23 protein-coding genes are annotated in these 25,406 nt (G+C 66.7%); 6 read left to right on the top strand and 17 right to left on the bottom strand.

Translation table 11 applies throughout. From position 1 onward, the window contains the following. Nucleotides 1-245: 245 nt before the first annotated feature. The 11 genes from LCM15_RS00490 to LCM15_RS00440 form a co-directional block, all read right to left on the bottom strand. Nucleotides 246-1,466 carry a cysteine desulfurase gene (locus LCM15_RS00490; protein WP_224852277.1) on the bottom strand — a complete coding sequence of 407 codons (1,221 nt, stop codon included), beginning with the start codon at nt 1,464-1,466 and terminating at the stop codon, nt 246-248. Then, complete coding sequence (locus LCM15_RS00485) at nt 1,466-2,044, bottom strand: YIP1 family protein (protein WP_224852276.1); 579 nt, start codon at nt 2,042-2,044, stop codon at nt 1,466-1,468. Before LCM15_RS00485 ends, LCM15_RS00490 begins: the two co-directional genes overlap by 1 nt. Beyond that, nucleotides 2,041-2,529, bottom strand: a complete 489-nt coding sequence (locus tag LCM15_RS00480; RefSeq protein ID WP_224852275.1) for a YIP1 family protein — start codon at nt 2,527-2,529, stop codon at nt 2,041-2,043. Before LCM15_RS00480 ends, LCM15_RS00485 begins: the two co-directional genes overlap by 4 nt. Then, nucleotides 2,529-3,806: a SufB/SufD family protein gene (locus LCM15_RS00475; RefSeq protein ID WP_224852274.1), complete on the bottom strand. Its 1,278-nt coding sequence runs from the start codon at nt 3,804-3,806 to the stop codon at nt 2,529-2,531. The genes LCM15_RS00480 and LCM15_RS00475 overlap by 1 nt, the downstream gene beginning before the upstream one ends. After that, the gene (gene sufC, locus LCM15_RS00470) at nt 3,807-4,562 is read right to left on the bottom strand and encodes a Fe-S cluster assembly ATPase SufC (protein WP_224852273.1); all 756 of its coding nucleotides are present in this window, start codon (nt 4,560-4,562) and stop codon (nt 3,807-3,809) included. Between the two features lie 44 nt (nt 4,563-4,606). Beyond that, nucleotides 4,607-5,170, bottom strand: coding sequence for a hypothetical protein (locus LCM15_RS00465; protein WP_224852272.1), 564 nt, complete (start codon nt 5,168-5,170; stop codon nt 4,607-4,609). Nucleotides 5,171-5,205: 35 nt separating this feature from the next. Then, nucleotides 5,206-5,520 carry a heavy metal-binding domain-containing protein gene (locus tag LCM15_RS00460; RefSeq protein WP_224852271.1) on the bottom strand — a complete coding sequence of 105 codons (315 nt, stop codon included), beginning with the start codon at nt 5,518-5,520 and terminating at the stop codon, nt 5,206-5,208. Between the two features lie 31 nt (nt 5,521-5,551). Beyond that, nucleotides 5,552-5,749 carry a hypothetical protein gene (locus tag LCM15_RS00455; protein WP_224852270.1) on the bottom strand — a complete coding sequence of 66 codons (198 nt, stop codon included), beginning with the start codon at nt 5,747-5,749 and terminating at the stop codon, nt 5,552-5,554. A 49-nt stretch (nt 5,750-5,798) separates the two neighbouring features. Continuing rightward, entirely contained in the window at nt 5,799-7,331 is a 1,533-nt protein-coding gene (sufB, locus tag LCM15_RS00450) for a Fe-S cluster assembly protein SufB (protein WP_224852269.1), read from the bottom strand. A 272-nt stretch (nt 7,332-7,603) separates the two neighbouring features. After that, a complete protein-coding gene (locus LCM15_RS00445; protein ID WP_224853038.1) occupies nt 7,604-8,638 on the bottom strand; it encodes a cysteine desulfurase family protein in 1,035 nt (344 codons plus the stop codon). Between the two features lie 123 nt (nt 8,639-8,761). Next, entirely contained in the window at nt 8,762-9,223 is a 462-nt protein-coding gene (locus LCM15_RS00440) for an Rrf2 family transcriptional regulator (RefSeq protein ID WP_224852268.1), read from the bottom strand. A 198-nt stretch (nt 9,224-9,421) separates the two neighbouring features. On the opposite strand from LCM15_RS00440, the gene LCM15_RS00435 reads away from it, so the two are divergent. Next, complete coding sequence (locus LCM15_RS00435; RefSeq protein ID WP_224852267.1) at nt 9,422-10,075, top strand: alpha/beta hydrolase; 654 nt, start codon at nt 9,422-9,424, stop codon at nt 10,073-10,075. A gap of 256 nt (nt 10,076-10,331) precedes the next feature. Further along, nucleotides 10,332-10,925 (top strand): HD domain-containing protein, encoded by a 594-nt coding sequence (locus LCM15_RS00430; protein ID WP_224852266.1) that lies wholly within the window; start codon nt 10,332-10,334, stop codon nt 10,923-10,925. Between the two features lie 102 nt (nt 10,926-11,027). On the opposite strand, the gene lpdA is transcribed toward LCM15_RS00430, so the two are convergent. The 5 genes from lpdA to LCM15_RS00405 all read right to left on the bottom strand — a co-directional run bounded on the left by lpdA (nt 11,028) and on the right by LCM15_RS00405 (nt 19,088). Beyond that, entirely contained in the window at nt 11,028-12,422 is a 1,395-nt protein-coding gene (lpdA, locus tag LCM15_RS00425) for a dihydrolipoyl dehydrogenase (RefSeq protein ID WP_224852265.1), read from the bottom strand. Nucleotides 12,423-12,630: 208 nt separating this feature from the next. Beyond that, nucleotides 12,631-13,212: a DUF924 family protein gene (locus LCM15_RS00420; RefSeq protein ID WP_224852264.1), complete on the bottom strand. Its 582-nt coding sequence runs from the start codon at nt 13,210-13,212 to the stop codon at nt 12,631-12,633. A 121-nt stretch (nt 13,213-13,333) separates the two neighbouring features. After that, nucleotides 13,334-14,614 (bottom strand): MFS transporter, encoded by a 1,281-nt coding sequence (locus LCM15_RS00415; protein ID WP_224852263.1) that lies wholly within the window; start codon nt 14,612-14,614, stop codon nt 13,334-13,336. Nucleotides 14,615-14,723: 109 nt separating this feature from the next. Continuing rightward, the gene (gene queA / locus LCM15_RS00410) at nt 14,724-15,773 is read right to left on the bottom strand and encodes a tRNA preQ1(34) S-adenosylmethionine ribosyltransferase-isomerase QueA (RefSeq protein WP_224852262.1); all 1,050 of its coding nucleotides are present in this window, start codon (nt 15,771-15,773) and stop codon (nt 14,724-14,726) included. Nucleotides 15,774-15,794: 21 nt separating this feature from the next. Beyond that, nucleotides 15,795-19,088: an AsmA-like C-terminal region-containing protein gene (locus tag LCM15_RS00405; RefSeq protein ID WP_224852261.1), complete on the bottom strand. Its 3,294-nt coding sequence runs from the start codon at nt 19,086-19,088 to the stop codon at nt 15,795-15,797. A gap of 90 nt (nt 19,089-19,178) precedes the next feature. Here LCM15_RS00405 and LCM15_RS00400 point away from each other — a divergent pair, with 90 nt between their 5' ends. The 4 genes from LCM15_RS00400 to LCM15_RS00385 all read left to right on the top strand — a co-directional run bounded on the left by LCM15_RS00400 (nt 19,179) and on the right by LCM15_RS00385 (nt 22,518). Next, nucleotides 19,179-19,631: a peroxiredoxin gene (locus LCM15_RS00400; RefSeq protein ID WP_224852260.1), complete on the top strand. Its 453-nt coding sequence runs from the start codon at nt 19,179-19,181 to the stop codon at nt 19,629-19,631. Nucleotides 19,632-19,664: 33 nt separating this feature from the next. Beyond that, nucleotides 19,665-20,474 (top strand): ferritin-like domain-containing protein, encoded by an 810-nt coding sequence (locus LCM15_RS00395; RefSeq protein WP_224852259.1) that lies wholly within the window; start codon nt 19,665-19,667, stop codon nt 20,472-20,474. Nucleotides 20,475-20,696: 222 nt separating this feature from the next. After that, a complete protein-coding gene (locus LCM15_RS00390) occupies nt 20,697-22,007 on the top strand; it encodes a DUF5930 domain-containing protein (protein ID WP_224852258.1) in 1,311 nt (436 codons plus the stop codon). Then, the gene (locus tag LCM15_RS00385; protein ID WP_224852257.1) at nt 21,997-22,518 is read left to right on the top strand and encodes a bactofilin family protein; all 522 of its coding nucleotides are present in this window, start codon (nt 21,997-21,999) and stop codon (nt 22,516-22,518) included. Before LCM15_RS00390 ends, LCM15_RS00385 begins: the two co-directional genes overlap by 11 nt. 304 nt (nt 22,519-22,822) lie before the next feature. Here the strand turns inward: LCM15_RS00385 and lon are convergent, their stop codons facing one another. Beyond that, nucleotides 22,823-25,228: an endopeptidase La gene (lon, locus tag LCM15_RS00380; RefSeq protein WP_224852256.1), complete on the bottom strand. Its 2,406-nt coding sequence runs from the start codon at nt 25,226-25,228 to the stop codon at nt 22,823-22,825. Nucleotides 25,229-25,406: the final 178 nt, after the last annotated feature.

Raw genomic sequence — 25,406 nt, 5'->3', positions numbered from 1 at the left:
CGAATTCCCGTCTCGCGGCGCTTTAATTCGACCAAGCCGATCCGTGCGCTTCAGGATGCGTGGCCCTCTGCGCCACCGGGTCCGAGAGCGCACCCCACCCGGCTCGGCCAGCCAGTCGCAGCGCGCACCATTCTGCATCGAGCGCGCGCCTCGACAATTGGCGCCGCGGGGCGATCTGATACGCGCGGCATCTCCGGACGGGTCGCCCGAAACCGATGTCGGTTTCGGGCCGGACGCGTCACGTCTCAGGCGAACAGCTCGTGCGCCAGCTCCAGCGCGTCGATCAGCGTGTCGACCTCGGCCTCGGTGTTGTAGAGCCCGAACGAGGCGCGGCAGGTGGCAGAGACGCCCAGGTGGTCCATCAGCGGGCCGGCGCAGTGGTGGCCGGCGCGCACCGCGACGCCCTTCTTGTCGAGGATGGTCGAGATGTCATGCGCATGGGCCGCGCCGTCGAGCGTGAAGGAAAAGATCGCCGCCTTGCCGGGCGCGTGACCCTGCACCTGAAGCCAGTTCAGACCCGCGAGCCGTTCCTTGGCGTAGGACGCGATGCGGGCCTCGTGGGCCGCGATGTTCTCCATGCCGAGATCCATCATGTACTCGAGCGCCACGCCGAGGCCGATCTGCTGCACGATGCCGGGCGTGCCGGCCTCGAACTTCATCGGTGGATCGGCATAGGTCACGACCTCCTTGTGGACCTCGCGGATCATGTCGCCGCCGCCCATGAAGGGCTGCATCTCGGCCATCCGCTCCTTGCGGATCCAGATCGCGCCCGACCCCGAGGGGCCGTAGAGCTTGTGCCCGGTGATGGCGTAGAAATCGCAGCCGAGCTCCTCGACATTCACCGGCATGTGCACGGCGCCCTGCGAGCCGTCGACCAGCACCGCCACCCCGCGCTCGCGCGCGGCGGAACAGATCGTCTTGACGTCGACCACGGTGCCCAGCACGTTCGAGAGCTGCGTGATCGCCACAAGCTTGGTCTTCGGGCCGATGGCGTCGATCACCTTCTGCGGATCGAGCGCGCCGGTCTCGTCGACATCGACCCACTTGATCACCACGCCCTGCCGCTCGCGCAGGAAGTGCCAGGGCACGATATTGGCGTGGTGCTCCATCACCGACAGGACGATCTCGTCACCGGGCTCGAAGCGGGGCATGGCCCAGCCATAGGCCACGAGGTTGATGCCCTCGGTGGTACCGGAGGTGAACACCACCTCCTCCTCGTCCTTGGCGCCGAGGAAGCGGGCGATGATGCCGCGCGTACCCTCGTATTTCTCTGTCGCGAGGTTAGACAGGTAATGCAGGCCGCGATGGACGTTGGCGTATTCCTCGGCATAGCCGCGGGTCACCGCATCGATCACCACCTGCGGCTTCTGCGCCGAGGCGCCGTTGTCGAGATAGACCAGCGGCTTGCCGTTCACCTCCCGGGAGAGGATCGGAAAGTCTTTGCGGATTTCGGTCACGTCATACATCAGATCGCCATCGCGTTGGGGCTTATGCCCATCAGGGATACGAGCAGGCTCATCGCAATGACAAGGGCAAGCCCGCCGATCACGAGCACGGCAAGCGCCCTGAGCAGATTGTCGAAGCCATGAGCCACGTCGAGGAAATTCAGGAAAATGTAGATGCCGGCCAGAAAGCCCAGCACCGCGAGGATCGAGGCGAGCGGCGGCACCAGAAGCGCGGCCACCGCGACGAGCACCTGCCAGAGGATGCGCACCGCCTGCAGCCAGCTCAGCAGCACCGCGAGATCCTCGCCCCGTCCGCTGCCGCCGAGCATCCGCCCGATCCATGTCAGCACGATCACCGACACCACCAGCATCGCGGCAAGCAGCGCGCCGAACAGCACCGGGCTCATCATGAACGGGAGCGCGCCGGGGCCCATCGACGCCTGCATGATGCCCATCACCAGCGCGTTGAGGACCACCACCAGCGCCATCGCGGTCAGGATGGCCTCGTGGCTGAGCCGAGCGGCGAGCAGCAACTGCGCCACCTCGCGCGGGGCGGTGACGGTCTGCCACGCCAGTCGGAGGAACCCGGCCGGGGTCATGCCGGCGCCGCTTTCTGCGCGGCGGCCAGCCCCGAGAGCCAAAACCACACGAAGACCGCGAACCAGACCAGCCCCACGAGCGTAAGCTGGAGCCCCGGCCCCATCAGCCCGGCCACCAGCCCGTTCAGCAGGACCAGCGGCGTCGCCGCCAGTAGCGCCCAGAACAGCGCCAGCCGCGCGCCGTAGGCGCTGCCCTTGCCGCCGAACAGCTTGGCGACGAGATGGCTCAGGAAAGCGATGAGGTAGAACATCAGCGGCGCCAGCACGAGCCACGCCAGAAGCGCCCCACCCAAAAGCGGGTTCAGCTCGGTCTCTTCGAGATGCGCCTGCCGCGACAGCGCCGGCATCTGCGCGATGAAGAACAGCGCGCAGGCCGCCATCACCAGCATCAGCGCACGATCTTCGCGCGGCCCCTCCGAAAGGAGCCGCGCGACGACCTTGCCCGGCCCCCGGTAGGTGGCCAGGATTTCGCGCGAAAGCGACATCAGCCGCGGCGCCGCAGCAGCCAGGCTTCGACGCGTTCGACGATCTCTTCCTGCAGGCTCTCGTCCTCGACCTCCTGCACCGCTTCCGCGATGAAGGCGATGGTCAGCAGGTCCTCGGCGATGCCGCGCGGCAGGCCGCGGGCGCGCAGGTAGAACAGGCCGTCCTCATCGATCGCACCGGAGGTGGAGCCGTGCGAGCAGGCCACGTCGTCGGCATAGATCTCGAGCTCGGGCTTGGCGAGGAACTGGCTGTCATCGTCCAGCAGCAGCGACTGCGAGATCTGGTAGCCGTCGGTCTTCTGAGCGTCGGGCTTGACGAGGATCTTGCCCTGGAACACGCCGGTCGCCCCGTTGCGCAGGACCTTCTTGAACACCTGGCGGCTCTCGCAGTTCACCGCGTCATGGGTGATGAACACCGTGTCGTCGTGGTGGAAATCGCCGTCGCCCATGCAGGCGCCCGCGACATGGGCCACCGCATCGTCGCCGTTGAGCTCAAGGACGCACTCGTTGCGGGTCATCACGCCGTTCACCGTGAGGGTGAAGGTCTTGAACGTGCTCTCGGTGCCGAGCCGACCGAAGATGTGGGTGGCGGCGCGGCGCTCGTGGTCACGCCCCTGCGTGCGCACGTGGTGGAAACCCGCGCGGTCCGCAAGGTCCACTTCGATCACCTTGTTGAACCGGGCCGCCGCCGGGCCGTTCTCGAGGATGGTGACGTCGCCGCCCTCCTCGACCTTGACCACGTGGTGCAGGATCGCGTCGGAGGTCTCCGACTTGTGGTGATAGATCAGGTTGATCGGCTTCGACACCTTGCCGGTGACGCGCATCAGGATGCCGTCGGTCGCGAAGGCGGTGTTGAGCGCCGCCAGCGGACGCTCGACCGGGGTCTGGCCGTTGGCTTCCAGCGTGCCGTAGAGGTCCTTGGCCCAGTGGATGTCGGACGCCTCCGCGAGGCGGGCGATCTCGACACCCTCGAGCGCCAGCTCGTCCGAGGCCTCGGCATCGAAGACGCCGTCGGTGAAGACGATCTTCAGCCGGTCCCGTTCTCCGAAGATCGGCGCCTCGCCGGCGTCGAACACGGCAGCCTTGGGCGCCTCGGCGCTGACCAGCGTCTCGGGGCGGGTGTACTTCCAGTACTCGTCACGCGCATGGGGCAGCCCCATGGCGCGCAGCCGGGCCAGCGCGTCCTTGCGCGCCGGGGCCGACCAGCCGCCCTCGGGCAGCTCGAGCGCGGCGATGCGCGCCTCGGTCGCGTCCTGTTTCGGTTGCGCAAGAGCCATTTACGCCTCCTCTTCGATCAGGTGGGCATAGCCTTCGTTCTCGACCTCGAGGGCCAGCTCGGGGCCGCCGGTCTTGATGATGCGACCATCGTGCATGATGTGCACCACGTCCGGTTTGATGTGGTCGAGAAGGCGCTGGTAGTGGGTGATCACGAGGAAGCCACGGCCCTCGTCGCGCAGCGCGTTGACGCCATCGGCCACCAGCTTCATCGCGTCCACGTCGAGGCCCGAGTCGGTCTCGTCGAGGATGCAGAGCTTGGGCTCGAGCATCGCCATCTGCAGGATCTCATTGCGCTTCTTCTCACCGCCGGAGAAGCCGACATTGACCGGGCGCTTGAGCATCTCGGCGTCGATCTTGAGGCTCTTGGCCTTCTCGCGCACGACCTTGAGGAACTCGGTCGAGTTCATCTCTTCCTCGCCACGCGCCTTGCGCTGGCTGTTCACCGCGGTGCGCAGGAAGGTCATGTTGCCCACGCCGGGGATCTCCACCGGGTACTGGAACGCCAGGAACAGGCCAGCGGCGGCGCGCTCTTCGGCGTCCATGTCGAGCAGGTCCTCGCCAAGCAGCTCGGCCGAGCCGTCGGTGACCTCGTAGCCGTCCTTGCCCGAGAGCACGTAGGACAGGGTCGACTTGCCCGAGCCGTTCGGGCCCATGATCGCGTGCACCTTGCCGGCCTCGACGGTGAGGTCGACGCCCTTGAGGATCTGCTTGTCCTCTTCTTCAAGTTTCACTTGCAGGTTTTTGATTTCCAGCATGTTTTTCTCCTGTCGGCCTGCGGCCGATCTTCCTCTTTCCGGCCTCAGGGCCGCATCGTCAATTGCATGATCCGCAGCAGGCGCTTCGCCGGGACCGGCTGCGGGGTGATCTCGAACCGGGCCATGCGGCCGGTCATTTCGGGGTGACCGAGGAACTCCTCGACCTGATGGTATTGCTTGCGCTGCGCGTAATCATCGAAGAGCAGCGTCAGCGGTTTCTCGGCAAGGAAGGCCGCCGCCAGCGCGCAGCCCTCGCGAAAGCGCCCGTCCACCAGCACCACGTCGGGGTGGCGGAACTCGGGCAGCTCCCAGACCTCGAGCGGGTAGCGCGACCAGCGCCGCCACTCGGTCTCGTCGACCGGACGGCCCCACTCCCGCATGGCGCCGATATCCGACCAGATGACATCGACCTCGGTGCCCTCGGCCGGCGGATTGCGGTCGAACCAGTCGCGCATCATCTGCGCCCAGTCCCGGTCGCTCTCGACCGCGAAGACGGTACGCCCCGGCAGTTCCGAGGCCACCACGGTCGAGCCGCCGGTGCCGTATTCGAGGATCACCGCGGCCCGGCCATAGGTCTCGCGCAGCAGCGCGGCCTCGGCCTCGGGCATGGTCAGCTCCGGGCGCGTTATGGGCGCGGCTGCGATCACTCGATCACCACCGCCGTGCCGGAGGCCGAGACCATGAGCATGGAGTTCCCGACCACCTCGTAGTCGATATCCACGCCGACCACGGCGTTGCCGCCAGCCGCCTCCGCGCGCTGCTCGAGCTCGCGGAAGGCGACCTCGCGGGCGTCCTGAAGCTTGCGCTCGTAAGCGCCGGAGCGGCCACCCACGATGTCGGTGACCTGCGCGAAGAGATCGCGCACCACGTTGGCGCCCATGATCGCCTCGCCAACCACCACGCCCTTGTAGGCGGTGATGCGATGGCCCTCGATGCTGTTGGTCGTGGTCACAATCATCGTGTCTCTCCAGTCGCTTACGGGACGAACCTCAGACGGCGGTGACATACTTCAGCATCATCATCACGAGCATGGCGAGCCCCGCCGCCGCGCTTGCGGTGAGCAGGACCGAGCCGCCGAGCAGCCCTTCGGTCTTGCCCTTGCGTCTGCGGATGCCAAGCCCGATCAGAACACCGAGGAATACACCGATGCCGGCGCCAAGCGAGTCGATGGCAAGCTGCTGGATCATGTCCCGTCTCTCCCGAGGGGGTGGGCGTGCCGCCCACCCGTGCCGTGCGTCAGCCCACCGAGCCTTCGAGCGAGATGGCGACCAGCGCCTGCGCTTCCATGGCGAACTCCATCGGCAGTGCCTGCAGCACTTCCTTGCAGAAGCCGTTCACCACCAGCGCCACGGCCTCTTCCTCGTCCATGCCGCGCTGGCGGCAGTAGAAAAGCTGGTCGTCGTCGACCTTCGAGGTCGTCGCTTCGTGCTCGCAGCGCGAGGAGTTGTTCTTCACCTCGATATACGGAACCGTGTGGGCGCCGCACTTGTCGCCGATGAGGAGGCTGTCGCACTGGGTGTAGTTGCGCGAGTTCTTGGCTTTCGGGTGCATTGAGACGAGACCGCGATAGGTGTTCTGCGCCACGCCCGCCGAAATGCCCTTCGAGACGATCCGGCTCTTGGTGTCCTTGCCGAGGTGGATCATCTTGGTGCCGGTGTCGGCCTGCTGATGGTTGTTGGCGATGGCGATCGAGTAGAACTCGCCTTGGCTTTCGTTGCCGCGCAGAATGCAGGACGGGTATTTCCACGTCACTGCCGAGCCGGTCTCGACCTGAGTCCACATCACCTTCGCCCGGTCGCCGCGGCAATCCGCGCGCTTGGTGACGAAGTTGTAGATGCCGCCCTTGCCGTCCTCGTCGCCGGGGAACCAGTTCTGCACCGTGGAGTATTTCACCTCGGCGTCTTCCTCGATGATGATCTCGACCACGGCGGCGTGCAGCTGCGCGGTGTCCCGCTTGGGCGCGGTGCAGCCCTCAAGGTAGCTCACGTAAGAACCCTTGTCGGCAATGATCAGCGTGCGCTCGAACTGGCCGGTGTTCTCGGCGTTGATGCGGAAATAGGTCGACAGCTCCATCGGGCAGCGCACGCCCGGCGGCACGTAGACGAACGAGCCGTCCGAGAACACGGCGCTGTTGAGCGTGGCGTAGAAGTTGTCCGACACCGGCACGACCGAGCCGAGATACTTCTTCACCAGCTCAGGGTGCTTCTGGATCGCCTCGGAGATCGAGCAGAAGATCACGCCGGCCTTCTCGAGCTCCTTCTGGAAGGTGGTGCCCACCGAAACGCTGTCGAAGACGGCGTCGACGGCCACCTTGCGCTCGGGCGCGTTGGCATCGGCAGGAGCATCCTCGGCGCCCTCGACACCGGCCAGAACCATCTGCTCCTTAAGCGGAATGCCGAGCTTTTCATAGGTCGCCAGCAGCTTGGGATCGACCTCGTCCAGCGACTTGGGCTTGGTCTCCATGCTCTTGGGACGGGCGTAGTAATACTGCTTCTGGAAGTCGATCTTCGGATACTCGACCATTGCCCAGTCGGGCTCTTTCTTGGTCAGCCAGCGGCGATAGGCCTCGAGGCGCCATTCGGTCATCCATTCCGGCTCGCCGTTCTTGCTCGAGATCAGCCGCACGATGTCCTCGTCGAGGCCCATCGGGGCGTATTCCATCTCGATCTCGGTTTCCCAGCCGTACTTGTAGGTCGAGACGGCTTCGACCGCGTCCACGGTCTCCTTCTCGACACCTTCCTTGACCGTCACATTGTCAAAGGCTGCCATGCGTTCTCTCCTGTCATCGCGCGACCTGCGCGCGTCTCGTGCGTTCACCGGCGCTCCGGGCGCCGCCTGTTCTGGTCTCACGCCTCGCGGCGCGGTTTGTGTCCTGCGCCTGGCGGCGCGGTCTGTCTCCTGCGCCCATCGGCGCGGTCTGTCTCCTGCGCCTGATGGCGCGGTCTAATTCGTGCGCCCGACGGCGCGGTCTCCTCCGGCATTGCGCCAGATATAGGGTCTCCGGCCCTCGTCTGCAGCCCTTCGCGCCAGTTTCGCGGCGCTCAGCCGGTCCGCCGCCGGTAGTGTTTCAGCCAGGCCTCGGCGAAGCCCAGTACCTCTTCCTCGGTCGACTGCGGCCCGAGGCTGACGCGGATGGCGCAGCGCGCCGCCTCCTCGTCATGGCCCATGGCCTGCAGCACATGGCTCGGACGCAGCTTGCCGCTGGAGCAGGCAGACCCGGCGCTGACCGCATAGCCCGCAAGGTCCATCTGCATCACCTGAGTCTCCCCCTTCCAGCCCGGCATCGCGAAGCAGGAGGTATTGGGAAGACGCGGCGCGTCATTTCCGACAAAAATAGTCTCTTCCGCGCCGTCTGCAATCACATTCTCTAGAATGTTTCTAAGTTTCTCGACCCGCGCCCAGACGCCCTGCTCGAGATCCCGCGCCGCCGCCTCGGCCGCGGCCCCGAAGCCTGCGATCCCGATCAGGTTCTCGGTACCCGCGCGCCGCCCCATCTCCTGCCCGCCGCCCCTGAGCTGGGCCTGCAGATCGGTGCCGCGCCGCAGCACCAACGCGCCGATGCCCTTCGGCCCACACAGCTTGTGGGCCGAGACCAGCGCCGCGGTGCATCCGGCCCAGTTGAAGGCGAAAGGGATCTTGCCGAAGGCCTGCGTGGCATCCACCGCCGCAAGCCCCTGCGGCAGATCCTGCACCACCCCGGTCTCGGAATTCGCCGCCTGCAGCGCGGTGCGCGCAGGATCGCTCACCTGCACCTGCCCGCGCCCATCGACGGGCAGCGACGGGTCGATCCACGCCGCCACCGCATCATGCTCCACCGGGGCGCCGACGAGCGCCCGGCCCGCGCAGGCCAGCGCCGCCGCCTCGGTGGCGCCGGAGACAAAGATCACGTCCGCCCCCTCGGCCCCGAACGCCGCCGCGACCTGCCCGCGGGCGCGCTCCATCAGACCCTTGGCCGCACGGCCCTCCGCATGGACCGAGGACGGGTTGCCCACCACGTCCATCGCGGCAATCATTGCCGCCCGAGCCTCTGCCCGCAGCGGGGCGGTGGCGTTCCAGTCGAGATAGGCGCGCGTCACGTCAAGCTCCTTGCCGGGCCACATGTCCGGCCCCTGATCTTCTCTGGTTCAAAAATACCTCGGGGGAGTCCGCGCTTACGCGGACGGGGGCAGCGCCCCCTGACCCCCTGGGACGCGTCGCGGTCAGGCCTCGTCGACCACCGCGAACAGCGAGGGCACCGCAGGGCACGGCGCCAGCGAATTGTCGACCACGTCCGACAGCCGCGTCTGGTGCAGGAAGACGTAGACATGCGCCGAGAGGCTCTGCCACAGCCGGTTGTTGAGCGATTGCGCCCGACTGCCCGAAGTCCCGCCGGACGCGCCGGCGCCCTTGTGCATGGCGTCCACCGTCTCGTCCACGGCGCCGAGGATATCGACCACGCGGATTTCCGAAGGCGGGCGCGCCAGCCGGTAGCCGCCGCCAGGCCCGCGCACCGACTCGACCAGCCCCGCCCGCCGCAGCTTGACGAAGAGCTGCTCGAGATAAGGCAACGACACGTCCTGCCGCTTCGAGATATCGCCCAGCGTCACCAGAACGCCGTTCGACTGCATCGCGATGTCGGTCAGCGCGACCATCGCGTAGCGCCCCTTGGTACTCAGCTTCACGCCACCGCCCCCCTATCGTCTTTCTCGCGCATTCGGCGCCAACCCCGCATCATACCGGCAAAGATTGACCTTGCCAGACCAATTGCATATCTGCAAACGAAGACAACCCGGAGCACGCTCCGGAGTTAGAACCGTTCTAAGGTGCCTGAGCAGTTTCGTCAAGAAAGCCGGGTGCGTGTTGAGGAGCAGATTGCACCTATGCCCGAGGTGATTTTTCCCGGACCCGAAGGCCGTCTCGAAGGCCGCTACCACCCGCAGAAGGAAAACGATGCGCCGATCGCCATCGTGCTGCATCCGCATCCGCAGTTCGGCGGAACCATGAACAACAAGGTTGTCTACAACCTGCACTATGCCTTCTATAACATGGGCTTCACGGTGCTGCGCTTCAATTTCCGCGGCGTCGGCCGCAGCCAGGGCGAGTATGACCAGGGCGTGGGCGAGCTGTCCGACGCCGCCTCGGCGCTCGATTACCTGCAATCGATGAACAACAACTCCAAGCATTGCTGGGTCGCGGGCTTCTCGTTCGGCGCATGGATCGGAATGCAGCTCCTGATGCGCCGCCCCGAGATCACCGGCTTCGTCTCGGTCTCGCCGCCGGCCAACATGTACGACTTCTCCTTCCTCGCGCCCTGCCCGGCCTCGGGCTTGGTCATCAACGGCACAGCGGACCGCGTGGCGCCGCCCGCCGACACCGCGTCGCTGGTGGGCAAGCTGAAGGAACAGAAAGGCATCACCGTCACCCACGAAGAGATCGAGGGCTCCGGGCACTTCTTCGAAGAGCCGCACATGGAGACTATGATCGACGGCGTCACCGGCTACGTGAAGCGCCGCCTGACCGAAAGCAGCCGCTGAAACGGCGCCGATGACCCCGCCCCGCGCGCCGGCCGAAACGCCGGCCCGGGGACCCCTCGAGGGCGTGATGGTTCCCGGCGGCGAACGCTTCGAAAGGCAAGTCGCCGAGATCGCAGCAGCCGTCCCCTTGCACTCGCCCTGCCCAGCCTGCGCGCGCAGCCTCCTCACCGACCGGCGCTCCGAGACCGCCCCGCGACACAGGCGCCCGACCGGGCGCGCCGGTCCCCCCTCCTCATGACCGACGGAGACCGGCCCGATGACTGAGACCCCGACCAAATCCGCCCGCCTTGACGCCCAGATGGCTTTCCTGATGGAGGCCGACCGGCTCAAGAGCGTCACCCGCGCCACCCGCATCCATGATGGACGTTTCGAGAATTCGGCCGAGCACAGCTGGCACCTCGCGCTCTTCGCAATGGTGCTGGGGGAACACGCCCCCGAGAGTATCTCGGTCGAGCGGGTGATCCGGATGCTGCTGATCCACGATCTGGTCGAGATCGACGCCGGCGACGCGCCGTTCTTCGGCGAGGTCGACGAGGCCGCAAAGGAAGCCGAGGAAAGCGCCGCAGCGGCACGGCTCTTCGGGATGCTGCCGCAGGCGCAGGCGGAAGAGCTTCTGGCGCTCTGGCACGAGTTCGAGGCCAACGAGACCCCGGACGCGCGCTTTGCCAAGTCGCTCGACCGGTTCCAGCCGCCCAACCTCAACCTCGCCTCCGGCGGCGGCAGCTGGGACGATTACAACGTCAGCCACGATGTGTTCGAGGCCCGCATGGGGCCGAAGATCCGCCACGGCGCCCCGGCGCTCTGGGACTGGCTGGCCCCGCGCGTCGCCGCCTTCTTCTCCCGCCGCTGAGCCATCACGAAAAAGGCCAAGACTTTTCGTACGAAAGGTCTTGGCCTCTGCCGTCGTGCGGGGCCCGAAGATTTTTCGGACGAAAAATCTTCGGGCGCGGGATCAGTAGTGGATTGCCCGTCCCCAGGCGTCGAGCACGCTTTCGTGCATCATCTCCGACAGGGTCGGGTGTGGGAAGACGGTATTCATAAGGTCTTCCTCGGTGGTCTCGAGCTGGCGGCCCACCACGTAGCCCTGGATCAGCTCGGTGACTTCCGCGCCGACCATGTGAGCCCCCAGCAGCGCCCCGGTCTTCTCGTCGAACACGGTCTTGACCATCCCCTCGGACTCGCCGAGCGCGATCGCCTTGCCGTTGCCGATGAACGGGAAGCGGCCGACCTTGATCTTGTAGCCGGCCTCCTTGGCCTGCGCCTCGGTCAGGCCGACGCTCGCCACCTGCGGGTGGCAATAGGTGCAGCCGGCAATGCTGTCGGGATCGACCGCGTGGGGATGACCGCCGGCGATCAGCTCCGCCACCATCACGCCCTCGTGGCTCGCCTTGTGGGCCAGCCACGGCGCGCCGGCGACATCACCGATCGCATAAACTCCTTCGACGCCGGTGCGGCAGTGCTTGTCGGTCACCACGTGGGTCTTCTCGACCTTCACGCCCAGCTCCTCGAGCCCCAGCCCCTCGACATTGCCGACGATGCCGACGGCCGAGATCACCGTGTCGAACTCCTCGGTCGTGGTCTTGCCGTTCTGTTCGATATGGGCAGTCACCTTGCCCTGACCGCGGTCGAGCTTCTTGACCATGGTCTTCTCGCGGATCTTCATGCCCTGCTTCTCGAACTGCTTCTTGGCGAATTTCGAGATTTCCTCGTCCTCCACCGGCAGGATGCGGTCCATCACCTCGACCACCGTCGTGTCGGCGCCGAGCGTATGGTAGAAGCTGGCGAACTCGATGCCGATGGCGCCCGAGCCGATCACCAGGAGCTTCTTGGGCATCCGCTTGGGCTGCAGGGCGGCCTTGTAGGTCCAGACCAGATCGCCATCCGCCTCGAGCCCGGGCAGCTCGCGCGCCCGTGCGCCGGTGGCCACGACGATGTTCTTGGCGGTGAGTTCCTCGGTGCCCTTCTCGGTCTTGACCGAGACCTTGCCCTTCCCGGTGATCGTGGCATCGCCCATGATCGAGGTCACCTTGTTCTTCTTCAGAAGATGGGTGACGCCCGAGTTGAGCTGCTTGGCCACGCCACGCGAGCGCTTGACCACCGCGTCGAGATCGAAGCCGATCTTCTCGGCCGACAGACCGTATTCCTTGGCGCGGTGCATGTAGTGGAAGATCTCGGAAGATCGCAGCATCGCCTTCGTCGGGATGCAGCCCCAGTTGAGGCAGATGCCCCCCATATGCTCGCGCTCCACGCAGGCCACCTTGAGCCCGAGCTGGGCGCCGCGGATTGCGGCGACATAGCCGCCCGGTCCCGCGCCAATCACGATCATGTCGAAGCTTTGCGAAGCCATGGCTCTCTCCGTCCGTGTGAAATTAGTTTGGCATTAAACCATTTCCCGGACTGCTTCAACGCAAAGCACTCTCGGGCAGCGGCTTTCCTCCGTACCGGACCGGCCCTGCGCGGTGTCGCGCAAGGCGAAAGGGCCCGCGCGATCACCTTCGCACGGGCCCTGCCGGAATGAAAAGCCTTGATTGCCAGCGCCCTGACGGCGCGGCGGATCAGGCGGCCTCTGCCTGAAGCTTGCGGATGGTTTCGCCGTAGCCGCCCGCCTCGACATAGGCCTGCTCCGCCGCGGTCGAGGCCCGCTCGAGCGCCGCGTTCCGGGTCGGAAAGCGGCCGAAATCGCGGATCACCTCGCGGTGGGCGCGGGCGTGCAGAAGGTTCGAGGCGCCGGTTTCCGGCATCCGCTCCTTCATTAGGCGAATGCAGCGGTCCTGATCGCAGAGGTTCTCGGAGTGCATCAAGGGCAGGTAGAAGAACTGCCGCGCCGGCTCGTCGATCCTGAGATCCCAGCCGCGCCAGATCGCCTGCTTGGCCGCCGCCATCGCGATCTCGTCGGAGGCGAAGGCGCGTCCGCTCCCGCGGAACATGTTGCGCGGGAACTGGTCGAGCAGGATGATATAGGCCAGTGCCCCGCTCGGGTAGGTCAACCACAGGCCGAACCGGCCCTCCATCGCGGCTTCCCAGGTCTCTTCGAACTCCGAGCGCACGCGGGCGTCGAGCGCCTCGTCCTGCGCATACCAGCGTTTCTCTCCGACCTCGTCGAGCCAGAATGTCAGTATCTCCTCGGGCCCCTGCATGGCCACATGCTCCTTCTCGCTTCGCCCCTGTCCGAGCGTCATGTAAAGGTTACATTCCGCGCCCAAGGGAGCAAAAGTAAATTATTCTGTCAATTACGACATTCCGGCGCGGCAAGGCCCCTCAGGAGGCCTCGCGCAGCGCTTCCGCCTCGGCTTCGGCCTCGGCCTCGGCGGTCTCGATCGCCACTTCCTGCGCCACCGCGACGGCGACCGGAGACGAGCTTGGCGACACCGCGGTATAGGCGCTGGTGTCGTCCACCGAGGGTGCCGCGCGCACGGTCATCCGGAAGAAGGCATAGCCCGTGAGGCTCAGCAGCAGCACCGCGATCAGGGCAAAGTAGGCCCCCGGCCCGAAGACCTGCATGGCGTAACCTGTGATGATCGGGCCGGCGATGGCGCCCACCCCGTTGACGAACAGCAGGCCAGCCGAGGCCGCGGCCATGTCGTCATGCTCGAGATAGTCGTTGGTGTAGGCAATCAGCAGCGAATAGAGGGGGTTGGACGCCCCGCCGATCACGAAGGCCGCGCCCAGAAGCACGGTGAACTGGCCGGTCATCGCGGTGGCGAAAACCGCGGCGATGCCCCCCAGAAGCGCCACGATGGCCACCAGCCGGCGCCGGTCCATTCGGTCCGACAGCCAGCCCAGCGGATACTGCGTGACCAGCGCGCCGACATAGAACGACGCCACGAACATCGAGATCTGGGTCAGCCGCAGGCCCGCCTCGGCCGCGAACACCGCCGCCATGCCGAACTGCGCGGCAAACACGCCGCCCAGCAGGAAGATGCCGATGAAGCCAAGCGGCGATACGCCGTAAAGTTCACGAAGGCTCATCCGCTTGGTCGTCGCGAAGGCGGGGGTCGGGCTGATCGAGAGCAGAATCGGGGCAAACGCGATCGAAACAAGCACCGACGGGATGACGAAGAGCAGGAAGCCCGAGGGGTCGGGGACCAGCAGAATCGCCTGCGCCGCGATGATGCCCAGCATCTGCACCATCATGTAGGCCGAGAGCGCCTGCCCGCGGCTGTCATTCGAGGTCGAGTTGTTGAGCCAGCTTTCGGCGGTCACGTAGACCCCGCAATAGCAAAAGCCGATGATCATGCGCTCGATCGTCCAGGCCGCGGGATGCGGGAAGGACGGGTAGAGGATCAGCACCGCCGAGATGAACGAGCCGAGCGCGGCGAAGACCCGCACGTGCCCGACGCGGCGGATCATCCCCGGCGTCACCATCGACGCGATCAGGAATCCCGCGAAATAGGCCGACATGACAACCGACATCGAGAAGGCCGAGAAGCCCTCGCCGCTGCCGCGCACACCGAGCAGCGAGCCCTGCAGGCCGTTGCCCAGCATCAGCAGCAACATCCCGAGCAGCAGGGCCCAGGAATGTTTGATAACGTCGAGCATGGCGGCTCTCCTTCGTGCGTCGTCTTGCGTCGTGCCCACGCGGTGAGGCGTCGATTCCGTTTCGCGTGAGCCGTGGCATCAGGCCTCGCCAAACGCAAGCACAGAGCGCCTAAGGAATCAGCAAAGACGCATCGCCGTACGAGAAGAAGCGATACCGCTCAGATATGGCGTGTCGGTAAACGCCCATCATCCGCTCGCGCCCCATGAGCGCCGAGACCAGCATCATCAGCGTGCTCTTGGGCAGGTGGAAGTTCGTCATCAGCGCGTCGGTGACCCGGAACGTGAAGCCGGGATAGATGAAGATGTCAGTGACGCCCTGCCACGGTGCGATGGCCCCGCTGTCGCGCGCCGCCGTCTCCAGCAGCCGCAGCGCCGTGGTGCCCACCGGGATCACCCGTTCGCCCGCCGCCTTGGTGGCCGCGATCTCGGCGGCCGCGGCCTCGCTGACCTCGCCCCACTCCCCGTGCATCTTGTGGGTGGTCACGTCATCGACCTTGACCGGCAGGAAGGTGCCCGCCCCCACATGCAGCGTGACCTTGGTGAACTGGACGCCCTGCGCCTCGAGCGCCGCCAGCAGGGGCGCGTCGAAATGCAGGCTTGCGGTCGGCGCGGCCACCGCGCCCCTCCGCTCGGCCCACACGGTCTGGTAGTCGGTCTTGTCCTGCGCGTCGGCGGCGCGCTTGGCGGCGATGTAGGGCGGCAGCGGCATGGCGCCCGCCTCGGCCAGCGCCGCGTCGAAATCCTCGCCCTTGAGGTTGAAGCGCAACAGCCCCTGCCCCTCCTCGCGCGCCTCGAGCGTCGCCGAGAGCGCGTCCGAGAACACCACCGTCTCGCCGTCGCGCAGCTTCTTCAGCGGCTTGACCAGCGCCGCCCAGAGTCCGCCCGGGCGCGGCTCGAGCAGGGTGATCTCGATCTGCGCCTGCGTCACGCCCTGCGCGCACTCGCGCGTGCGGTGCCCCGAAAGCCGCGCCGGGATCACCTTGGTGTCGTTCAGCACCAGCCGATCACCGGGGCGCAGCCACTGCGTCAGGTCGCGCACCACCGCGTCGGTGAGGCTGTCGCCCTCGGCCACCAGCAGCCGCGCCGAGGAGCGCGGGTTGGCGGGGCGGGTCGCGATCAGCGCGTCGGGCAGATCGAAATCGAAATCGCTCAGGTGCATGGGGCCTCTCGGGGAATGGTCTTACTGACGGACGCGCGGGGGCGGGCGGCGGAAGATGTCACGGAAGATGCCCGGGGTGAAGGCCGAAAGCGGATTGACCGAGACCGCCGGATCGGCGGCGGGCCCGCGCAGGTTGAAGTTGAAGCCGATCAGCCCCTCGCCCTTGCGGGCAAAGATCTGGCCGATGCCGTTGAGGATATAGATCGGCGACAGCACGCCCTGCATGTCCATCTGCTTGCTGGCAAGGTTGTAGACCCCGTTCATCGAGATGCCCATCGACGGGCCGACGGCGCTTGACCGGGTCAGCACCACCTGCCGCGGGCTGAGGCGGAACCGCGCCTCGACCTCGGTGAAGTAGATCCCCGAGCCGTTCAGCTCGTCGAGCAGGCCGACCACCGAGATCGCGTCCAGCAGCCCGGTGATGGCGGGGGCGTCCTGCAGGCGGGGCTCGCGGATCACGAGGTTACCGTCATAGGTTCCGCCCTGACCGCGCACCGGCACCAGCGTCAGGTCGAAGGTGCCGTCCTTGACGTTGTGGAACACCCCCGCGCCCGAGAGCACGTCACCGGCATCGCGGGCGCGGATGCGGATGGCGCTGCCGCCGTTCTGCGGCACCACCGCCCCGCTGATCTCGGCCCGGCCAAGATCGGCGGTGAAATCGCCGGTCAGCCCCCCGGCATCGCCGAACCGCCCCGCGAACTCGGTGAGCGCGATGCTGTCGGAGACCTGAAGGCTGTCGAGGCGGATCTGCATCGGCCCCGTCTTCGCGCCGCCACCGCCGCCGCCCTGCCCGAACGGCGCGCTGCGCATGTCGACCCGGCCGCCGTTCAGGCTGATCGCGGGCGGCGCCCCGCGCCCCTGCGGGGTCAGCACGACGGAACTGTCGAGCCATCCCCCGACCCGCAGCCGCGGCAGCTCGAGCCTTGCGAGGCTGCCGTTGGCGTTGAGCTGCACCCGTCCCTCGGCCTCGAGCCCCGCGCCCGAGAGCGCCAGCCGCTCGATCTGCACCGGCTGCCCCAGCGCTCCCGACACCTCGAGCGATCCGGTCTGCTGCTGCGAGAGCCGCCAGCCGAGCTGCGGCAGCGACAGGCCGAGCCCCGCCAGATTAGAGCGCAGCGCAAAGCGCGGCGTCACGCCCCGCGCGAGATCAATGGTCAGCGCCGCGCGCCCCTGCCCTGTGATCGTTCCCGGCGCCAGTTTCAGACCAAGCGCCTGTGCCACCGGCTCGGACAGCGTGACCTCGCCTTCGACTTTCCCGCCGGCACCGGGCTCGAGCGATTGCGACCAGCTGCCCTCGAAGGGCACGCCGTCGAACATCACCGGCCCCGAGATCGTCACCCGCTCATCCCCCACCGCGAGCGCCAGCCGCTCGGCGCTGAGGGACCTGCCCGGCAGCACCTGATCGCTCGAGACGTCGCTCAGCGTGCCGGTGATGTCGATGTTCATGTCCTCGCGCTTCACGCCCTTCATCAGCGGCATGACGATGGTGCCGCCGATCTCGACAGTGCCATCCCCCAGCGAGACGGGCTTGCCCGCCTTCTGCATGACCTCGAGCTTGGGGCTGTCGATATACGAAAGCGCCGCGACAAGCGGGCCTCGGGCAGACAGCGTCAGCTCGCCGGTCGCGGGCTTCTCGCGCAGGTCGCGGATCACGAAGCGGGTTCCGGCGCCGTCGATCTCTCCGCCCTCGGGCGGGATCACCTTGCCGGCCTCGACGGTGACCGCGAGACGGTGGTCGTAGATCGTGAGCTGCCCTTCGCCGCCGGTCAGACGCGGCAGGGTGCGGGCATAGGTCAGTTCGGCGCCGGTGAGGCGCGCATCGATATAGGTCTCGGGCCGTTCGCCCGGCTCGATGCGCACCGAGAAGATGCCGTGCTCGATGCCGCCCGCCTCGACGTTGTCGGCCACCCATTTGCGCGGCTTCTCCTGCAGGCGCTCGGGCCAGTAGGAGAGCAGCGTCTCGTGATCCATCTCCTCCAGACGTCCGTCGAGCGCCAGCCGCCAGCCCTCGGTCTCGGCGCTCAGCTCCCCCGACAGCCGCAGCGGCAGATCGGGGTCGGTGCTGCGGAACCGGCCCAGCTCGAAGCGGAACGGCGCAAAGCTCAGCCGCCAGTCGAGCTCGGCACCGTCGAGCGTGAACGGCGTGTCGAAGAGACCCTCGGCATCGGCCTCGAAGCGACTGACCCGGAACTGGCCGGTCATGCCGTCGGGCCACCCGCTCTCGATCCCGTGCAGCACCGCGCGCCCGCTCGAGATCATCGTGCCGAGGGCGCTCTGCACGGTGATCTCGTCGAAGCTCAGCGCCTGACCGACGGGATCGTAGGAGAAATAGGTCCGCGCCAGCCCGAACGGGATCGGCTGGGTGCGCGCATTGGGCTGCAGCACGCCGGCGCCGATCTGCAGCGTCGCGTTCAGCGCACCGAGATCGCCGGTCTCGGTCAGGGTGCCGCGCAGCGCTCCCGAGATCGGCGCCCTGAGGCCCCCGAGCCAGACCAGTGCCGGGCTCTGGGTTGCGATGTCCTGCGCCGGCAAGCCGCTGAGGTTCATGCCGAACTCGACCGATTGCGAGCCGATCTCGCTCTCGGCGTTCAGCGCCAGTGTCGCGGCCACGTCTCCGGCCCCGAGCAGGGCCACGTCCGCCGCGAACCGCAGCGTGCCGTTCTCGCGCGTCAGGCTCAGCCGGCCGCCATCGGCGGTCCAGCCGCGCCCGGCGCGCACATCTTCGTAGCGGATGGTCAGCGCCTCGGCTTCGACGCGGCGCAGGCTGTCGAGCCGCGAATCCGACAGCGCCGCGTCGATCTGGGCGATGATCGTCGGAATGTCGGGCGCCTTGGTGCCCGGGGTGAACGCATCGCCAAGCGCCAGCCCGACCCTGCCCTCGCGGTCGCGGCGCAGGCTCATGCTGGCCCCGGTGAGGCTCACTTGCCCGAGCTGCAGCTCGCCTCGCAGCAGCGGTAGCGAGTCGAGCCGGGCGCGCAGATCCGCCAGCGTCGCCACCGGCACGCCGTCGCTGGTCCTCAGGTCCACGTCCGAGAGCACCACCCGGGCCATCCCGTCGCGCTCCACCAGCACCGAAATGTCCCCGAAGCCGACGCTCAGGCCCGGCAACGCCTCGCCGAGCCGGGTCTCGACGGTCTCGCGCAGCCAGTCCGGGGCGGAGATGGGCCGCCCGACCAGCATCAGCGCTGCACCCGCGGCCAGCAACGCCAGCAGCATGAGGGCGGCCAGCCCGCCGAGAAGAAGGCGCAGTCCGCGACGCCGCTTGCGCGCCGGTGGCGCGGCCGGGTCCGGCGTCTCGTGGTCGTCTGTGGTCACTGGCGGTCGGGCCCGTTGCTTTGCTTTATGGTCACGGCGTTCTACACCGAAGGTCAGGAATTAAGAAACCACAAGACCGGAGCTTCCGACATGAGCGACACTGCGCCTGACTTCACCCTGCCCTCGACCGAAGGGGCCGACGTCACCCTCTCTGCATTGCGCCCGTCTCCCGTCGTGCTGTTCTTCTATCCGCGCGACGACACCTCGGGCTGCACCAAGGAGAACGAGGAGTTCAGCGCGCTGCTGCCCGAGTTCGAGGCCGCCGGCATCAAGGTCTTCGGCCTGTCGAAGGACAGCCTCGCCAGCCACGAGAAGTTCATGAAGAAGAAGGCGCTGACCGTGCCGCTTCTGTCGGACGAAGGCTCCGAGGTCTGCGAGGCCTACGGCGTCTGGGCGGAAAAGAAGATGTACGGCAAGACCTTCATGGGAATCGAGCGCAGCACCTTCCTGATCGACGCCGAGGGCAACATTGCCAAGGAATGGCGCAAGGTGAAGGTGCCCGGTCACGCCGCCGAGGTGCTCGAGGCCGCCAAGGCGCTCTGAGCGACGACCCGCGGACCGGAAGGACAGGCCCCGATGACCAAGACGCTGAGCGAGATGGCGGTGGAGGTGCTCTCCACCGCCGACGGGCGCGCCAAGACCGCGCTGAGCCACGCCCATGCGCGTGCCTGGCGCGACGCCCGTGAGGCCGGCACGCCGATCCCGCTGGGCGAGGCCGCGCCGCCGCTGAGACCGGCGCGGCCCGAGGCGCCCGAACTGCGCGACCCGCGCGACGTGCCCAAGCGCAAGCCCGGCTCGGAGAAGGGCCGCATCGCGCTGCTGCACGCGGTCGCGCATATCGAGCTCAACGCCGTCGACCTGCACTGGGACATCATCGCGCGCTTCACCGACACGCGCTTCCCGCTCGGCTTCTACGATGACTGGGTGCGCGCGGCGGACGAGGAATCCAAGCACTTCAACCTGATGTGCGACTGCCTCGAGGCGCAGGGCAGCTTCTATGGCGCGCTGCCCGCCCATGCCGGCATGTGGCGCGCCGCCGAAGACACCGTCGAGGACCTGATGGGCCGCCTCGCCGTGGTGCCGATGGTGCTCGAGGCGCGCGGGCTCGACGTCACCCCCGGCATGATCGAGCTGTTCCGCCGCGCCGGCAGCGACGATGCCGTCGCCGCGCTCGAGACCATCTATGCCGAAGAGGTGGGCCACGTGGCCTATGGCTCGAAGTGGTTCCACTTCCTCTGCGGCCGCCACGATCTCGACCCGAAGGAGGTGTTCCACGACCTGGTGCGGCGCTATTTCCACAGCACGCTGAAGCCGCCTTTCAACGACGAGAAACGCGCCGAGGCCGGCCTGCCGCTCGATTTCTACTGGCCGCTGGCCGAGGAGTAATCGCTTGCAGGCGAACGCCCGAAGGCACCACTGGCGGGATATTGAGCGCCCGGAACCCCTTGTTGTCGGCGAATTTTCGCCATTCAAGCACGATTCCGCCGCGTTAAAACAACACCAAGCCCAAAATTGTTGCGATCTTGCCGCAGCCTCTTTACCCCCGTGCCAAGTCGTCGGGTGGGGAACCGGCGCGATGAACTTGGACGGGAACAGGGGACAAACACGGTGAGAACGCGTTTCGCGATCAGGACCCATGCGCTGCTAGAGCGTGTCTTTCCAGAACGTCGGGTGTTTTTGAAATCGGACACCGACACACGCTTCATCCGGCTCCGGTCGGAGACGCAAGCGGTCGCCGCTCTCGGAGCGGGCCTGCTGGTCGCCTGGACCATCGTCGCCACGGCGATCCTTCTGATGGACAGCATCAGCGCCGGGAATTTCCGGGAACAGGCCAAGCGCGACCAGATCACGTATCAGCGCCGGCTCAACGAACTTTCGAAGGAGCGTGACACCCGTACCACGGAATCGCTCGCCGCGCAGGAACGGTTCAGCACCGCGCTGGAACAGGTTTCGGCGATGCAGGGCAAGCTGCTCGACAGCGAAGCGCGCCGGCGCGAGCTGGAAACCGGCATCGACGTGATCCAGACCACGCTGCGCGAGACCATGAAAGAGCGTGAGGACGTGAACGAACGCCTCGCCGCGCTCGAGACCCAGATCGAAGGCGGCGACGTTGCGGTTGCCGGCGCCGGCGAGACCGACGGCACGATCGACCTGCTGGCCGATGCCCTCGCCCGCACCGCCGAAGAGCGCGACCAAGTGGTTGCCGATGCGCAGAACGCGCTGGTGCGCGCCGACGAGATCGCCACCGAGCTGCGCCTGATGGAAGAGAAGAACGACCGCATCTTCCGCCAGCTCGAAGAGGCGATGACCGTCTCGGTCAAGCCGCTCGACAAGATGTTCTCGGATGCCGGGATGGATCCCGACCGCATCATCCGTGAGGTCCGCCGCGGCTATTCCGGCCAGGGTGGCCCGCTCACACCGCTGACCTTCTCGACCCGGAGCGAGCAGCCCTCGCCCGACATGGAGCGCGCCAACCGCATCCTTGGCGAGATGGACAAGCTCAACCTCTACCGCATCGCCGCCGAGAAGGCGCCGTTTGCGACGCCGCTGAAGGATCCCTTCCGCTTCACCTCGGGCTTCGGCCGCCGCTGGGGGCGCCTGCACGCCGGCACCGATTTCGCAGCACCTCATGGCACGCCGATCTATTCCACCGCCGATGGCGTCGTGACGCATGCGGGCTGGATGTCGGGCTATGGCCGGCTGGTGAAGATCAAGCACGAGTTCGGGATCGAGACCCGCTACGCCCACATGTCCAAAATCCGCGTCAAGGTCGGCCAAAGGGTCTCGCGCGGGGACCGTGTTGGTGATATGGGGAATACCGGACGGTCGACCGGGACGCATCTTCACTACGAGGTTCGCGTCGGAGGTGAACCTGTGAACCCCATGATCTACATCAAGGCTGCAAACGATGTTTTCTAAGAGCAAGATCAACGAGCCCGGCCACAAGGCCGAGGACACCACACCGAAGCCGGCCACCGAGACGCCGCGCGCGCCCTCCGGCGACTACAAGCCCGCGGCGCAGCCGAAGGCCAAGCCGCCGGCATCGGTGCTGTCGAGCGATCTTCACATCACCGGCAACCTCAAGACCACCGGCGACATCCAGGTCGAAGGCACGGTCGAGGGCGATATCCGCGCCCACCTGCTGACCATCGGCGAAAGCGCCACCATCAAGGGTGAAGTCGTCGCAGACGACGTCGTCATCAACGGCCGCATCGTCGGTCGGGTGCGCGGCCTCAAGGTCCGCCTCACCGCCACCGCGCGGGTCGAGGGCGACATCATCCACAAGACCATCGCGATCGAGAGCGGCGCGCATTTCGAAGGCTCCGTGCAGCGTCAGGACGACCCGCTGTCGTCCCGCGGCAAAGGCGCCCCCGCGGCAGCACCGGCCCCGCAGCAGGCACCGGCCGCTCCGCGGGGCCAGACCAGCTAAGCTCTCCCCTCCGCAAATTGATCGAAACGCCGAGCCTTGTGCTCGGCGTTTTTCGTTTGCGGCACCGTGGTATGGCCTGTCGCGGCCATCCGGACCTTAGCAGAGACGAGAACGACGCCGCTATCTCTCGCGGCACCGGGTACAGCCCGTGGCGGCCACCCGGCCTGTGGCAGAGACGAGAACGGCATCGCAATCGCTTTTGGCGCCGGGGTCCGGTCCTTCGCCGCCGCGCGACGCTCGTCAGAATGGAAAACGGCGCCGCAATTGCTTGCGGCGCCGTCTGTTCTCTAGCTTTGGTCCAGCCTCAGTGCGCGGTGGCGCCCGGTGCGGTGTCGTCACCCTTGGCGAGCGCCGCGGCGGCCTCTTCGGCCTCCTCGTCCCACTCGATGGGCTCTGGCTTGCCCAGAAGCGCGATCTCGAGCACTTCCGACACGTGCTTGACGGGGATGATCTCGAGCCCCTCCTTCACATTGTCGGGCAGCTCGGCCAGATCCTTCTCGTTCTCTTCGGGAATGAGAACGGTCTTGATCCCGCCGCGCAGCGCCGCGAGCAGCTTCTCCTTCAGGCCACCGATGGCCGAGGCATTGCCGCGCAGGGTGACCTCGCCGGTCATGGCGATATCCTTGCGCACCGGCAGGCCGGTCAGCACCGACACGATCGCCGTCACCATGGCCAGACCGGCCGACGGGCCATCCTTGGGCGTCGCGCCGTCGGGCACGTGCACGTGGATGTCCCACTTGTCGAAGCGCGTCGGCTTGACCCCGATCTGCGGCGCGATGGAGCGCACGTAGGAGGACGCGGCCTCGATGCTCTCCTTCATCACGTCACCGAGCTTGCCGGTGGTCTTCATGCGGCCCTTGCCGGGCAGCTTCAGAGCCTCGATGTGCAGCAGGTCGCCGCCCACGGAGGTATAGGCAAGCCCGGTCACCACGCCGATCTGGCTTTCGTCCTCGGCCAGACCGTAGCGGTACTTCCGAACGCCGAGGAAATCGTCGAGGTTCTCCGGCGTGACCGTGACCTTCTCGGACTCCTTCTTGACGATCTTGGTCACCGCCTTGCGGGCCAGACGCGCGATCTCGCGCTCGAGGTTCCGCACCCCGGCCTCGCGGGTGTAGTACCGCACGATGTCGGTCAGGGCCTCGTCGGTGAGGGTGAACTCGCCCTTCTTGAGCCCGTGCGCCTTGATCTGCTTGCTCAGCAGGTGGCGCTTGGCGATCTCGGTCTTCTCGTCCTCGGTGTAGCCCGAGAGCGGGATGATCTCCATCCGGTCAAGCAGCGGCCCCGGCATGTTGTACGAGTTCGACGTGGTGACGAACATCACGTTCGAAAGGTCGTACTCCACCTCGAGATAATGGTCGACGAAGGTGCCGTTCTGCTCGGGGTCGAGCACTTCCAGCATCGCCGAGGCCGGGTCGCCACGGAAGTCCTGCCCCATCTTGTCGATCTCGTCGAGCAGGATGAGCGGGTTCGTGGTCTTGGCCTTCTTCAGCGCCTGGATGATCTTGCCCGGCATCGAGCCGATATAGGTCCGGCGGTGGCCGCGGATCTCGGACTCGTCGCGCACGCCACCCAGCGAGATGCGGATGAACTCCCGCCCGGTGGCCTTGGCCATCGACTTGCCGAGCGAGGTCTTCCCGACACCCGGCGGGCCGACGAGACAGAGGATCGGGCCCTTGAGTTTCTGGCTGCGCGCCTGCACCGCGAGATACTCGACGATGCGTTCCTTGACCTTCTCGAGGCTGTAGTGGTCGTGATCGAGCACGTCCTGCGCCCGGCCAAGATCCTTCTTCACGCGCGACTTGGTGCCCCACGGGATCGACAGCATCCAGTCGAGATAGTTGCGCACCACGGTGGCCTCGGCCGACATGGGCGACATGTTGCGCAGCTTCTTGAGCTCGGCATCGGCCTTTTCGCGGGCCTCTTTCGACAGCTTCGTGGCCTCGATGCGCTCGGCCAGTTCGTTGACCTCGTTCTGGCCATCCTCGCCATCGCCGAGTTCCTTCTGAATGGCCTTCATCTGCTCATTCAGATAGTACTCGCGCTGGGTCTTCTCCATCTGGCTCTTGACGCGGGTCTTGATCTTCTTCTCGACCTGCAGCACCGACAGCTCGCCCTGCATCAGGCCATAGACCTTCTCGAGCCGCTCGCTGATCGGCAGCGTCTCCAGAAGCTCCTGCTTCTGCTCCACCTCGATGCCGAGATGGCCTGCCACGAGGTCGGCAAGCTTGGCCGGCTCGGTGGTCTCGGAGACCGCCGAAAGCGCCTCTTCGGGAATGTTCTTCTTGACCTTAGCGTAGCGCTCGAACTCTTCGCCGACGGTGCGCACCAGCGCCTGGATGGCGGCGGGATCGCCGGGCATCTCGGCCACGTGCTCGGCCTTGGCCTCGAAGAACTCGTCGTTCTCGAGATATTCGGTGATTTTCACGCGCGACTGGCCCTCGACCAGCACCTTGACGGTACCGTCGGGCAGCTTGAGAAGCTGCAGAACGTTGGCCAGAACTCCGGCGCGATAGATGCCGTCGGCGGTCGGGTCGTCGACGGCGGGATCGATCTGGGCGGCAAGCAGGATCTGCTTGTCGTCGGCCATGACCTCCTCGAGTGCCTTCACCGACTTCTCGCGCCCCACGAAGAGCGGCACGATCATGTGCGGGAACACGACGATGTCGCGCAGCGGCAGCACGGGATAGGAGGAATTGAGAGGCTGTTGCATTAGCATTCCTTCGTCTTGGCAGGATGGCCCGGCCCCGGTTCTCCGGCAGCTCCCGCCATCCCCTGTCTCGGAGCTATTAGGTGGGGTCGCGTGCTTCGGAAATCAACCGCGTCCCCCTCCGGTCGACGCAGCATGGCGAAGCGGGCCAGAGGCTGCAAGGCGGCTTTTCCGTGAGGGC

Origin of the sequence: Salipiger bermudensis (assembly GCF_020171625.1) — a bacterium.
In the GTDB taxonomy this organism is placed as follows: Bacteria; Pseudomonadota; Alphaproteobacteria; order Rhodobacterales; family Rhodobacteraceae; genus Salipiger; species Salipiger bermudensis_B.
Note: the sequence above shows the minus strand (reverse complement) of the source record. Positions and strands in the feature narration are given on the sequence as shown.